Origin of the sequence: Methylosinus sp. sav-2 (genome assembly GCF_004366495.1) — a bacterium.
Taxonomy (GTDB): Bacteria; Pseudomonadota; Alphaproteobacteria; order Rhizobiales; family Beijerinckiaceae; genus Methylosinus.
The window spans coordinates 100,884-114,309 of record NZ_SOEJ01000010.1 but is presented as its reverse complement, the minus strand read 5'-3'; the positions used below and the strand labels follow the sequence as shown (position 1 = coordinate 114,309).

The window sequence follows — 13,426 nt, the reverse complement described above, 5'->3', positions numbered from 1 at the left end:
TGGGACGGCTTTCCTCAATGGACGGGCTTGGCGGCGACGAGCTCCCCGAAGAGATAGGCGTCCACTCTGAGCCCGACGGGCAGCTTGGCCTCGTCGTCGAGATCGACGAGCACCTGCAGGACCTTTGTATCGATGCGGTCGCCGGGACGTCCGGTCTGCACGATCTTCGAGCCCATTCGGGACGACACCCAGCTCACGCGGCCCTGGAACTTGCGACCGGGATAGGCGTCGCTGACCACTTCGACGCGCTGATCCGGCGTCACCTTGCCGATGTCGGTCTCGTCCACCTCGGCGCGCACTTTGAGGCCGCGCAGATCGCCGACGATGGCGACCGTCGTCGGCGGCACATTGGTGACGGTCTCGCCCACCTCATGGGTGCGGCGCAAGACGGTTCCCGCCACCGGCGAACGAATGAAGGTCTTGTCGAAGATCGCCTTCGCCGAGGCCAGCTCCGCATCGGCGAGCCGCAGCCGCGCGCGCGCGGCGTCGACGTCCTCGGAGCGGGCGCCCGTCTGCAATTGCGCGAGTCGCTGGGCGGCGACGGTGCGGCGCGCCTCGCTGGCGTCGAGATTGGCCTTCGCCTGATCGAGCATCGCCTGCGGCGAGACGCCCCGCTTGGCCAGCGGCTGCCGACGCTCATAGTCGCGACGCGCATATTTGAGCCCGGCGTCGGCTTCCGAGAGAGCGGCCTCGGCCTCGCGCAGCTCCTCGGCGCGCGCGCCATGCAGAATGCGGTCGAGCTCGGCCTGACGGAGCGCGAGCTGCGCCTGAGCGGAGGCGACGCGCGCGCTCTGCTCGGCGTTGTCGATGACGGCGATGACTTGCCCCGCCGTCACCTCGTCATTCTCGTCGACCTTGAATTCCTTGATCACGCCGACGATCTGCGCGGAGATCTCGCGCTCCTTGCTGTTGGGCTCGACGACGCCGGGCGCGGCGGCGACCCGATGTTGCGAGACGAGCTTGGTGCTCGAGGAAAGCGCCTGCTCCGCGCGGCCGCTCATCGTGGACGATACGGCGGCGAGGCCGACGAGAAGAAGAATGGCCGGCGACGGCCGATCGAGTTTCATGACGCGCTCCCTGCGCCGAAGGAATGGGACGACTCTGGAGGCTTATCGACGATGCGGCCGTCCTCCAGATGCAAGACGCGATTCGCGAACTGAAAAATACGAAAGTCATGCGTGACGATGACGACCGCGCGGCGGCTGTTGCGCGCGAGCGCCTGCAGAAGCTCCATCGCCTTCAGACCATTCTCGGAATCGAGCGCCGCCGTCGGCTCGTCGGCGATGAGTATCTCCGGATCGGCGGCGAGCGCGCGCGCGATCGCCACGCGCTGCTTCTGTCCGATGCTGAGCTCCGACGGAAAGGCGTCGATGCGATGACCGAGGCCGACGCTGCCGAGCAGCTCATGCGCCCGGACGCGCGCGACATCCTTCTCGACGCCCATGAGATCGAGCGCGACCATCACATTCTCCGTCGCCGTCAGCATCGGGAACAGATTATGCGCCTGAAAGATGAAGCCGAAATGTTGAAGGCGCAGCTCCGCCAGCCGATCTTCGTCCAAAGTCTCGGTGGATTTGCCGCATATGGTGATCTTGCCGGCGGTCGGGCGCAGCAGATGGCCGAGTATATGGACGAGCGTCGTCTTGCCGCTGCCGGAGGGACCCACGAGAAGCAGGACCTCGCCCGGAAGAATATCGATGTCGATATTCTTCAGAACCTGGACGGCGCTCGGCCCTTCGCCGAAATTGTGAACGAGGCCGCGCGCGCTCAAAATGGGCTGCATCATCGGAACACCTTCACCGGATCGACCGTCATCACCTTGCCGATCGAGCCGATCGAGGCGGCGACGCACATCAGCATCGTCGCCACGACGATTCCGAAGGCGAGCCAGAGCGGAACCTCCGGCGCGGAGCTGAGATGGCGGGTGAAGACGACGACGACCGCAATGACAGCGAGTCCGATCGCCGCGCCGAACACGCCGCCGAGCACGGCCTGCTGCACGATGATGCGATAGAGATAGGAGCGCGGGCCGCCCATGGCGCGAATGACGGCGTATTCCGGCAGGCGATCCATCGTGCTGGCGTAGAGCGTCTGCGCGACGATGACGACGCCGACGAGCAGCGCCAGCAGAGTCGAGCTGACCAGCGTGATGCCAGCGCCCGTGGTCACGAGCCAATAATATTGGCTGCGCCAGGCGAGCTGTCCCGCCGTCAGCACCTCGACCTCCGACATGCGCGCGGCGAGCGCCTCGGCCACGGCCTCGGGCTTATGGCCCTCGGCGACGCGCACCAGCACATAGGCGATGTCATTGTCCGGCGCATAGAAGAAGGATCGCGCCTTGGCCAGCGACATGAAGACATAAGGCGCCTGGGTGAAGGTCCTTATGCCGTCCGTGAAGCCGACCACGCGAATTCTGTGGCTGTTGATCTCGACCGTCTCGCCGAGCGTGCGAATGCCGAGCTTATCGGCGTAGAGGCGATCGATCACCGCGCCGTCCGGCTCCGCCAGCGCCTCTTTCGCGCTCGGCCCCTCGACCATGGCGAAGGGCAGGCCCATCGTCGCGTCAGGATCGATGCCGATGACGATGACAATCTGCCGAACGCCGTCCGGGCGCTTCAAAAAGCCGAAGTGGAGCATATAGGGCTCGGCCGCCGCGACCCCCTCCACCGACATCGCCTGAAAGCGCCGCCGCTCCTGCAGAGGCGTCGCGAGATCGACGCTGGGCACGCCTTCCGCCGTGATCCAGAGATCGGCGCCCGCGTGATCGACGACGGTCGAGATCGTATGGACGAAATTCAGCAGCATGCCGAGCTGAATGCCCATCAATATCGTCGAGAATGCGATGCCGGTGAGGGTGATCGCGAAGCGGATGCGGTCGTGGACGAGATTTCGCCATGCGATGAGCAAAGTCATGCGCGCGCCTTTCGACGCGGCGGCCGAGACGCTCTCAGCCCGACTTTTCAACGCAAATAGGGTATCGCCGGACACATCGACCCTTTCCACCTCGCCGCCAGCCGCCCCTAGGGGACATTGCGGCGCCCTCGGAAAATACTCAAGCCGAGGCGCATTCCTCGCCTCGGGGCGGAAGAGGGGCGTCCTCCGTCGCACAAGCTATTATAAAGCCATCGCTTTCTATAGTCTCGACAGCATAGGCGAACATGGTTTCCCGATCCTGGATTCGAACGCTCCCGTCTGGCGAAAAATCGACCGCTTCGAGCGATTTCAGCCTTCCGTCGACGCCGGAGCCGAGCAGCTTTCCCACCGCCTCCTTCGCTCCCCAGAGCCGGGTGATCCATTCGGCGCGGCGGGCCGCTCCGAGCGCCTTCACCTTCTCGCGCTCGTCAGGGCCGGCGACGGCGGCGAGAAATCCGTCGTCCCGATCGGCGATCCGCTCTATGTCGACGCCGACGCGCCCGCTATGGGCGGCGGCGATCGCCCGATCTTCGCAATGGGCGATGCTGACATGGGGCAGGGCCTCGCGCCCGTCCGCGCCGGCGACATAGGGGCGGCCGGCCGGATCGGATCGGACGAGGATCGCGGCCGGATGCGCCATTTCGGCCCCCGTACGGTTGCTGATCCAGCGCCGGGCGCAATCCTTGGCGACCGCGCGGCCGAGCAGCCATTGGCGCTGGCGCGCCGGAAAACGGGCGTGACTCTCATAGACGGCGGCCTCCTCGAGGCCGAGGCAATCGCGCGCGAGCATTCGCGGATCGAATTTGCCGAGATCGGGCTCGGCGAGGTGGAGGACCAGCGGGCCGTCGGCCGTGTCGCCGACCGGCGCGGGGCGGCCGAGCAGAAATTGTCCGGGCGCGCGGCGGTAATCGACGAGACGCCGCTCCCATTGGAATTTCCAGCAGCGCAGATCCGCGATGCGCATCCAGACGCCGCCTTCGCCATCCTCCGCCTCGACATCGGCGTGAATGGTCTTGCCGTCCGTTTTCCGAAGCTCGATGCGCACGGGGACGAGCGTTCCCGCGGGCGGCGTCGGCCGGTAGAGCTCGAGCTTGCCGAGCCCCACGGGAAAAGCATAGCGATCGCGCTGCATCGCATAGACGCCGACCATTTGGCAGATGGCGTCCAGCACGCAGGGCTGCAGCAGCAGCTGAAGCTCCGCTGTGGAGCGAAACAGGCCGGCTGGCGAGGGGATGCGCAAATGGCCGGCGATGCGCCGATCCTCGACGAAAACCTCGCCGAAGAGGCAGCGGAAGGCCGGGCCATGGAACAAATGCCGCTCGGCGTAGAGGCTCGCGGCGTCGACCCTGAGCGCCGTTCCCGCGTCGAGCGCGCCGAAATCCGGGAACAGCTCCAGCAGATAATGGCGGCCGAACAGCAGAGTCGCCTCGACCGACGGCCCGCTCTGACCTTCCGCGCGAATGGCCGCGCGCACGAAAGTGGCCTCGCGCTGCGGGTCGTAGCGGTCGAGACGGGCTTCGATCGTCAGAATCGTGGCCTCGACATCGACGAGATCGATCCATCTCGTCGCCTTGATCTCCTCGACGCCGATGAGCCCCTGTCCCGGAACGACACAGGCGGCGACCTCCGCCATCACCTCTATGCTCATCATCATCGGCAGCACGGGCAGGCAGGCCGAGAGCGGCTTGACGCCGGGCGCGTGAACAAAGGCGTGGTCGGCGAGATAGAGGTCCTCGTCGAGATGCAGGATGCGCTCGACGAGGACGCTCTCGCCGGGCGTCGCGGCGATGACGCGTCCGACGAAAGGCAGCGCGCCGCGGCGCCTCGACACTGTCCGATCCTGCGCTTCGAGCACGGCGTCCATGCGATCCGCGCTCAGATCTTCTCGAGCACGAGGCCGGTCGCGGTGAGACCGGGGCCGAAGCCCAGCGCCACGACATGCGCGCCGGTGGGAATGGAGCGCTCCTCGACGATCGCCTTCAGAATATGCGGCACGGTGGCCGAGGACATATTGCCATTCTCGAAGAACACATTCTTGCTCATCGCCACCTGATCGTCGTCGAGCTTCAGCTCCGACTGGATATGCTCGACGATCTTGGGTCCGCCCGGATGAATGGCGAAATAGAGCCGGCTGCGCTCGCGCTCGAAATCGAGCCCGGCGCGATGCAGAAGATCCTCGACAAAGCCTTTGACCGCGGCCTTGATGACCACCGGCACCATGATCGACAGGCTCATATGGAAGCGCGTCGGACCCGGCACCCAGGTCATGTCGTCGGCGGAGTCGGGAAGGAGATGCTCGTTATAAGCGAGCACTTTGAGGCCGGAGAGACCTTGGTTCCTCAGATAATCCTCGGTGACGGCGGAGTATTTGATGAAGCCGTCCGCGAACAGCGTCATGGTGATGATGTTCTGCGCGGTGAGCTCCTCGGCGTCGCGATGCGCGGAGAGAATCTCCGTATGCACGATATCGACGCGCTCCTTGGGCGGCGTGACGCCCATATGGGAGGAGGCGAGAAAGCCATGCGCCATGCGTATGGCCGGAAAGGCGCCGTAGCAGCCCATATGATAGCTGTGCGTGACCGTCGTGCGCAGCCAGCCCTTTTTCGCGGTCATGCGCTCGACCGGGCTCGGCGCGAGATAGCCCGAGCAGGTGACATGGATGAGATCGTCCGGCGCCTCGAAAGCGTCGGCGTACATTTTCTCGAGGCAATCATCCGCGACGTGGGCGTAGCTCTCGTGCCGCGCCTTCAAATCCTTCGGATTGAGATCGCGGTAATTGTCGAAGAGCCGCATATATTCTTCTTCCGGCTCGTTGACGGAGAATTCCCCGTCGGCGAAGACGATGTCCTTGAGGCGCGGAAAAAAGACGAGCTGTCGCGCTTTCACGACAGCGGGAGACAGGCCGTAGTTCGAGAATTTCTGCCTGATCTCCTGATGCTTGGCGAAAAACGCCTCTTTGTCGGTAAGGCCGTTGCGCGAGCAGAAGGCGCGCGCGAATCCATAGGCGCTGAGCTCCAGCGTCAGCCCCTGCGGCGTCGGATCGGCCATGCGCACCGGAACGAAATCGGTGAGACAACAAGCATTTTTAACGCTGGCGCGCGTCAAGCGCTCGGTAAGTGCAAAAGACATTTCTCAACCCCCTCTTCGACCCGCCCGCTTCGACGCCTTACTGGCGCAGCGCCAATTGCGCTATTTTCTGCATGCTCGCCGCGACGACGATCTCCGGATTTCCGGTTGCGCCGCGCGCCAGCTCGTCCAGGCATTCCTGCCGCCCCTGCTCGATCTCGAGCGTGCGAATGTCCTTGGACTCGTAGAGCCGGCGCAATTCGTCAGTGACCATGCCGCCGTTCCACGGCCCCCAATTGATCGCGACGACATGCGTTTTCGGCCATTCGAGGCTCAGCCGCGAGGCGAGCTTGTTCAGCACCTCATTGGCCGCGCTATAGTCGCTCTGGCCGGCGTTGCCGAAACGCCCCGCGATCGACGAGAAAAACAGCAGGAAGCGCAGCCCTTCGGGACGCAGCTTCTCGATCAGCGTGAAGGCCGGCGTCGCCTTGGTCGTGAAGACGCGATCGAAGGAGTCGAGCGTCTTGTCGCGAATGAGGCGATCGTCGAGCACGCCGGCGCCATGCAGCACGCCGTCTATGCGGCCGAAGCGCGCATAGACATCGTCGATGAGCCGGCCGAAAGCGTCGGCGTCGGTGATGTCGAGCGAATGATATTCGACGCGCGCGCCGGCAGAAATCATCGCCTCGAGATTGGCGAGGATCTGGCGATCCTTCAGCATGCGCTTCCAGACGCGCTCGATCTCGACGGGTTTGACCTTCGGATTTTCGGCGCGCAGCCTGCCGATCAGAAACTCTTTCAGCTCGCTCGCGGAAAGTCGCCGCGTCTCCTCGGGCTCCGCCGCCGGCGCCGGGCTGCGTCCGACGAGGACGAGTCGCGGACGATAGGCGGAGGCGACCGCTCTCGCTATATCGGCGGTGATGCCATAGGCGCCGCCGGTCGCGAGAACGACGGCCTCGGGCTCGAGGCGCAGGCTCTCGATCTCGGCCGCCGCGGCGCTCGCCTGGGCGAGATCGAGCGTCCAGCGCCCGTCCTCGGTGAGACCGATCTCGAGTGGCGAGGCGCGCAGGCCGGCCTCGATCATCAGCTCTCGCGCGATCTTGTCCGCAGCGAGATGCGGATCGACATCGATGCAGCGCACGCGCAAATCCCGCCATTCCTGCGCGGCGGATTTGGCGACGCCGAGCGAGCCCGCCGCAGCGGCGGAAAACCTTTGCTGTCGTCGCAGGCCGAATTGACCGTCGAGCGCGGTCACATTGACGAGCCAGCCGCCGCCGCGGCCCGCGCTGTCCTTCAAATCGCCTTCGAAGGTCTTGAGCAGCTGAAACAGATTGCGCGCGCAAGCGAGCCGGCGCCGATCGTCCACGCCCTCGGCGTCGAGCCCGGCGAGGTTGAACAGCGCGCCGACGCGATGGCGGCCCTCGGCGAGACGGGTCGCGAGCGCCTTCACCCCTTCGGGATCGGCGAAGTCGATCGTCATCGCATCCGTCGCGAGCGTCGCGGTCTCGTCGCCGGGCAGCGCCCGCCAGACCTGATAGCCGCGCGCCTTCAGCGCTGCGTCGAGCGCCTCGGCGACCGGCGTCGCCTCGCCGACGATGAGGATCACGCGCTCATAAGGATAGCCGTCCATTTCCGACGCCCGCGCGGCGCGCGGCGCGGAGAGGGGGCTGAGCACATAGCGAAGCGTTTCCTTCGGACCCACTGTCTCATTATTGGACTCCACCGTCCCCAGCGGGGACAGAGACGACGGAGCCTGAGATTTTTTTGCCGGTTCGGTTCCTTCCGTTTCCGCGCGGCGCGCATGCAGGCCGTCGTACCATTCGACGACGGCGTTCAATGTCTTGAGGCCGGCGAGCTCGTCGAAGATCGTCTCTTCGTCCTGCCCCTCCATGAAGGGGAAGCGATCCTTGAGCTGATTGAAAATCTCGATCCGCTTGATGGAGTCGACGCCGAGATCGGCCTCCATATGCGCGTCGAAATCCAGCATTTCCGCCGAATAGCCGGTGCGCTCGATCATCGTCGCGAGAAGCTCGGCTCTGAATTGCGCGGTCGGCGGCATTTCGCTCGACGCGCCCTCGGCTTTCGGGGCAGCGGCTCCATTGATGCGCGGCGGCGCCTCGGCGATGGGCGCAGCAGAGACGATGGCGGCTCCATTGGCGGCCGCTCCATTGACCGCAGCGAGAACCGCCTCGGGCAGCACGGGCACCGGCACGCTCGGCGTCAGCAGCCGATGCGGCGCGGACGGCGCCGGCGCGACGGGTTCGGCGCGCTGCGGCGCTTCGAACCGCGCGGGCTCCGGCGCCTGCTCCAGCGCCTGATCGAAGTAAGAGTCGGCGCCGGCCTCGGCGGATAGGAGCCGTTCCTGCAAGGCGATGAAGCGCTGCAGCGTCACCTGCTGCTCGCGCTGCAATTCGATGAGTTGCGTCAACTCGCTGCGCATCCGCGCCATCGTCGGCGGCGAGCCTCGTGGACTCGCCGCGACGGGCGCGGGATCGCCGGATTTCGGCTCGCGGTCGTTCACGGACTCTCTCCTTCGATGCAGGATCGGCGTCGCTGCGACGCCATTCGATTCGATGGGCTTTCGGGGTCCGCTCGCGCCATTGACGGCGACGGGCGCGGGCGCCTTCTCGCTCGGAATGCGGATTGGCTCGGGCGCCGACTTTTTCTCGGCCGTCGTCGGCGCCGGAGTGCGCCAAGGGACCGCCTTGCCGCCGCTGACGCGCCAAACGGAGGCCGGCGGATTGGCGGCTGCCTCGGCCTTTTCGAACAGCGCTGGTAGACCGATCTCCGCGAAGCCGCGATGACGGAACCATTGCGCCAAGTCCACCGGCAGGCCGAGCGTGATCGCCTGGGCGAGCAAATGGCCGAATTGCAGCCATCCCGGGCGCTCCGGCGCATCGACGGCGAGCGTCACATGCTCTCGCTTGCCGAGAATGCGATCGACGAGGCCGCTCAGAACCATTCCCGGCCCCGCCTCGATGAAGACGCGCGCGCCGGCCTCGTAGAGGCGCTCGATCTCCTCGACGAAACGCAACGGCTCGGCGATATGGCGCGCCAGCAGCGCCTCTATCTCCCGCGCCTCGCTCGGATAGGGAGCGGCGGTCGTATTGCTGTAGACGGGCAGCTTCGGCGCCGTGAAGGCAGTTTTCGACAATTGCGCGGCGAGGCGCGCCTGCGCCGGGGCCATGGCGGCGCAATGAAAGGCCGCCGTCACCGGCAGGCGCTTGGCGCGCAGACCCTGCTCGCGGAAGGCTTCGACCGCTTTGTCGATCGCCGCGCCGCCGCCTGCGACGATCGTCTGATCGGGCGCGTTGAGATTGGCGATCGCGACCTCGAGGCCGAGCGAATGGATCACTTGCGCGACGCGCGCCTCATCGGCGGCGACGGCGGCCATCGTCCCGCCATCCGCCGCGGCGGCCTCGGCCGAAATCAGGCCGCGGATCTGCGACAGACGCAGCAGATCGTCGCGCGAGATCGCGCCGGCGACGCAGAGCGCGACATATTCGCCATAGGAATGGCCGGCGACGAAATCGGGCGCGAGGCCGAATTTGGCGAGAAGATCATAGGCGGTGAGATCGGCGAGTCCGAGCGCCGGCTGCGCGACGCGCGTGTCGTCGAGCTCCGCCTTGCGACGCTCGCGCTCCTCCTCGGAAAAGCTCGGGAGCGGGTAGATATATTGCGAGAGCCGCTGCGGCAGCGCGCCCGCGAGAGCCTGATCAGCGTGCTCGAAGAGGCCGTAGCTCGACGGGCGCGACATGACGAGATCGCTCAGCATGTCCAGCTTCTGCGAGCCTTGTCCGGGAAACAGCATGCAGACGCCGCCGCCGGGCGCCTCCGCGCCGCGATCGTGGAAATAGATCCCTTGCGGCGCTTTGATCGTGCGCTTGCCCTTGCCTTGGCGCAGGAAGAATTCGAGCTTCGATTTCAGATCCTCGACCGAGGTCGCGACGATCGCCAGCCGGCTCACCGGCTCGCCCGCGGGCAGGCGGATCGCCTGCTCGTCGAGATGCAGCGAATAGGCGAGCTGCCCGAGCGCGAGAAGGTCTGGATGGACGAGCCGCTCGAGGAGGCTCTGCGCCGCGCGCTCGACCTCGGCGCCATCGGCGCGCGTCACCAGGATGATCTCGGCGGCGCGCGGCGTGAAATTCTCGACGTCGCTTTCGCGATAGCCGCCGTCATATTCCTCGAGAATGGCGTGGAAATTGGTACCGCCGAAACCGAAGGCGCTGACGCCGCAGCGCCGCGGCTCATCGGGCGAGCGCGCGAGCCATGGCCTTGCGCTTGTGTTCACATAGAAGGGCGTCTGCGCGAAATCGACGCGCGAGCTGGGCTTGTCGACGCCGAGCGTCGGCGGCAGCACGCGATGTTTCAACGCCAAGGACGCTTTGATGATCGCCGCGAGGCCGGCCGTCACCTTGGTATGGCCGATCATCGATTTGACCGAGCCGACCGCGCAGGACTGACGCGCCGCGCCATCCTCGCCGAACACCTGGGTCATCGACTTGATCTCGCATTTGTCGCCGACGGCCGTGCCGGTGCCATGCGCCTCGATGAGCGCGACGCTCGCCGGACTGACGCCGGCTTTCTCATAGGCGCGCTGCAGCGCCAGAGCCTGGCCTCTATTGTCCGGCGCGGTCAGGCTGCGATTGCGGCCGTCGCTCGAGCTGCCGACGCCCTTGACCACAGCATAAATGTGATCGCCGTCCCGCTCCGCGTCGGAGAGGCGTTTCAGCACGATCGCCGCGACGCCTTCGCCGAGCACAATGCCGTCCGCCGCATCCGAGAAGGGGCGGCACACGCCGGTCGGCGACAGCGCATGGGTCTGGGCGAAGGACATGAAGGCCATGCAGCCATTGGCGCCGTCTATGCCGCCGACCAGGGCCACGTCGGCGTCATGCGACTGCAGCTCGCGAATGCCGGCGTCGAGCGCGGCGAGCGAGGAGGAGCAGGCCGCATCGACGGTGAAATTGGCGCCGCGCAGATCGAGGCGATTGGAGACGCGGCCCGCCGCCACATTGGCCAGAAAGCCGGGGAAAGAGTCCGGCGTCCATTGCGGCAGCTCCTTTCCATGGAGAGAGGAGACGATATGCGCGCGCGTCTCCTCGGAGAGGCCGGCAACCTTCGGCAGATAATGCGAGAGCAGCGTGCGGAAGACGTAGAGCGTTCCGAGCTCGTTCATCGCGCCGCTGGCGAAGATCGTCGCCGTGCGGTCCTTGGGGAAAGGCCGGCGATCGAAGCCCGCGTCCGCCAGCGCTTGCGTCGCGACATGCAGCGCCAGCAGCTGCACCGGCTCGATCGACGGCAGGCTCGCCGGTGGAATGCCATAGGCGGTCGGATCGAAGGCGATCTCGTCGAGGAAGGCGCCCCATTTCGAATAGACGCGATCCGGCGCGCGGGCCGTGTCGAAGAAATCGCTCGGACGCCAGCGATCCTCGGAGACCTCGCGGAACATGCAGACGGATTGGACGATATTGCGCCAGAAGGCGCGCGCATCCTTCGCGCCGGGCATGACGCAGGCCATGCCGACGATGGCGATGTCCTCGCCCTTTTCTCTCGTGGCGCGCGCGCTCGCCGCCTCGGCCATGGCGCGCCGCTTCGCGAGCAGCTCGGCGGAGCCTTGCGAAACCTCTTCGTGCAACTCGGCGATCGAGAGCGTGTCGCGACGCAGGCGCGCGACCTCGCCCATCATATAGAGGCCTTCGCGCCGCTGCGCTTCGACATCCAGCTCGACATAGCCGCCGGTCTCGTCGAGACCCTTCTGCTCGCCCTTATGCGCTAGGCCCTTGGATGCGATGCGCAGACGGCCGACATTGAGCAGCTCCAGCGCCACCAATATCTCCTCGTCCGACTTCCCCTCGCGAATGAGGCGCCGGCGCGTCGCGTCGAACTCGTCGCAGAAGGGCGTCGCGGCGCAGCGCGTGTAGAGGCCGACGCCCGATTGCAGAAGCGCCGTCTCCTCGCAGCGCAGCGCGCGATTCTGGAACTCCTCGAGGATCGCGCCGGCGCTCACCGCCTCGCGGGTGAAGAGATAGGCCGTGCCCATCAGCACGCCGATCTTCATGCCGCGCGCCGCGAGCGGCGCAGCGAGGCAGGAGACCATCGCCGCCGATAGGGCGTCATGCACGCCGCCGGCGAAGAGAATCTGCACCGAGCGCGGATCGTCGATCTTGGCGTCGGCAAGAATCTCGATCACGGATTCCCATAGGACGAAGCTCGTGCGCGGGCCGGTATGGCCGCCGCATTCGCCGCCCTCGAAGATGAATTTTCGCGCGCCCTCCTTCAAGAAACCCTGCAGCAGGCCGGGCGAGGGAACATGCAGATAGGTCGAGACGCCCAGCGCCTCGAGATCGCGCGCCTGGCTCGGACGTCCGCCGGCGATGATCGCGAAAGGCGGCTTGGTTTCGGAAATGGCTTCGATCTGCTCCTGGCGCAGCTCCAGCGGCGTAAAGCCCAGCATGCCGACGCCCCAGGGCGTCTCGCCCATGAGCGCCTTCGTCTGCGTGAGCAGCGCGCGCGCCTGCGGCCCACGCAGCACCGACAGAGCGAGAAAGGGCAGACCGCCGCCATCCGCCACGGCGCGCGCGAAAGGCGCGACATCGCTCACCCGCGTCATCGGCCCCTGGGCGATGGGATAGCGCACGCCGAGAATGGTCGCGAGATCGGAGCCTTCGGCGAAAAGCCCGTCGACGCCCGGCGCGGCAGTCGCCAGCGTCTCGGCGATCGCGGCGACGGCGCGCCCGGTCGAGCCATAGCGGCGCGCGAATCCGCCCGCGAAGGCGATGTCCTGACCCAATGGCAGAACAGGGTCTTCGCCCTGCGACGCCCGGCGCAGCAGCGCCCGCCAATCCTCGCCCTCGGCGACGGCGCGCTCCAGCGCGCGCAGCTTCTCCCTGCCGTGCCGGCTCGAAAGCCGCACCATTGAGGAGCCGTCGCCGATGACGACCGTCTCGCCGCCGTCCAACCGGCTCCATGAAGCGGCGAGAGCCGGCGCCCCATAAGGCCCTTCCTCGGTGAGCCAGAGCTGCTCGGCGAGCACGACGCCCGCCGCGCCGGCGAGCGCCGCCGCCGCGGCGCTGCACGGCCCTATGCCGCCCTCGACCCAGAAGGGGATGCGAAGCGCGCCGGAAAATTCCTGCAACAGTATGAAAGACGAGGATTTGCCGATCCGGCCGCCGGCCTCCGCGCCCTTGACGACGACGCCGTCATAGCCCGCATCCTGCGCCGCCAGCGCGCTTTCGAGATCATAGGCCTCGAGAGCGACGAAGCGGGCGAATCGCGTCGCGCTCGCACGGATCGCCGCGGCCTCGTCACGCGAGACCCCGGCGACGACGAGAACATCGACGCTTCCGTCCACCAGTCGCTCGAGCTCCGCGACGCTCGCCACGCTCGAGAACTGTGCGTCCCAACGCAGCCCCCATCGTCCGGCAGCCGCCTTGTCGTGAAGGCG

The 13,426-nt window shown here is 66.5% G+C and carries 6 protein-coding genes; all 6 read right to left on the bottom strand.

Annotation, left to right across the window (positions count from 1 at the left end; all coding sequences use genetic code 11):
• Positions 1–14 precede the first annotated feature (14 nt).
• Entirely contained in the window at positions 15–1,067 is a 1,053-nt protein-coding gene (locus EDE12_RS16000) for an efflux RND transporter periplasmic adaptor subunit (RefSeq protein WP_026597772.1), read from the bottom strand.
• Entirely contained in the window at positions 1,064–1,786 is a 723-nt protein-coding gene (locus tag EDE12_RS15995) for an ABC transporter ATP-binding protein (protein WP_024882194.1), read from the bottom strand. Before EDE12_RS15995 ends, EDE12_RS16000 begins: the two co-directional genes overlap by 4 nt.
• Entirely contained in the window at positions 1,783–2,913 is a 1,131-nt protein-coding gene (locus EDE12_RS15990) for an ABC transporter permease (RefSeq protein WP_024882195.1), read from the bottom strand. The genes EDE12_RS15995 and EDE12_RS15990 overlap by 4 nt, the downstream gene beginning before the upstream one ends.
• A 139-nt stretch (positions 2,914–3,052) precedes the next feature.
• Entirely contained in the window at positions 3,053–4,777 is a 1,725-nt protein-coding gene (locus EDE12_RS15985) for a polyketide synthase dehydratase domain-containing protein (RefSeq protein WP_024882196.1), read from the bottom strand.
• An 11-nt stretch (positions 4,778–4,788) separates the two neighbouring features.
• Positions 4,789–6,042: a 3-oxoacyl-[acyl-carrier-protein] synthase III C-terminal domain-containing protein gene (locus EDE12_RS15980; RefSeq protein WP_051592327.1), complete on the bottom strand. Its 1,254-nt coding sequence runs from the start codon at positions 6,040–6,042 to the stop codon at positions 4,789–4,791.
• Between the two features lie 37 nt (positions 6,043–6,079).
• A complete protein-coding gene (locus tag EDE12_RS15975) occupies positions 6,080–13,363 on the bottom strand; it encodes a type I polyketide synthase (RefSeq protein WP_245511939.1) in 7,284 nt (2,427 codons plus the stop codon).
• Positions 13,364–13,426: the final 63 nt, after the last annotated feature.

Coding starts and splice junctions, on each gene's coding strand:
- EDE12_RS16000 (WP_026597772.1), bottom strand. CDS start 1,067: ATGAAACTCGATCGGCCGTCGCCGGCCATTCTTCTTCTCGTCGGCCTC.
- EDE12_RS15995 (WP_024882194.1), bottom strand. CDS start 1,786: ATGATGCAGCCCATTTTGAGCGCGCGCGGCCTCGTTCACAATTTCGGC.
- EDE12_RS15990 (WP_024882195.1), bottom strand. CDS start 2,913: ATGACTTTGCTCATCGCATGGCGAAATCTCGTCCACGACCGCATCCGC.
- EDE12_RS15985 (WP_024882196.1), bottom strand. CDS start 4,777: ATGGACGCCGTGCTCGAAGCGCAGGATCGGACAGTGTCGAGGCGCCGC.
- EDE12_RS15980 (WP_051592327.1), bottom strand. CDS start 6,042: ATGTCTTTTGCACTTACCGAGCGCTTGACGCGCGCCAGCGTTAAAAAT.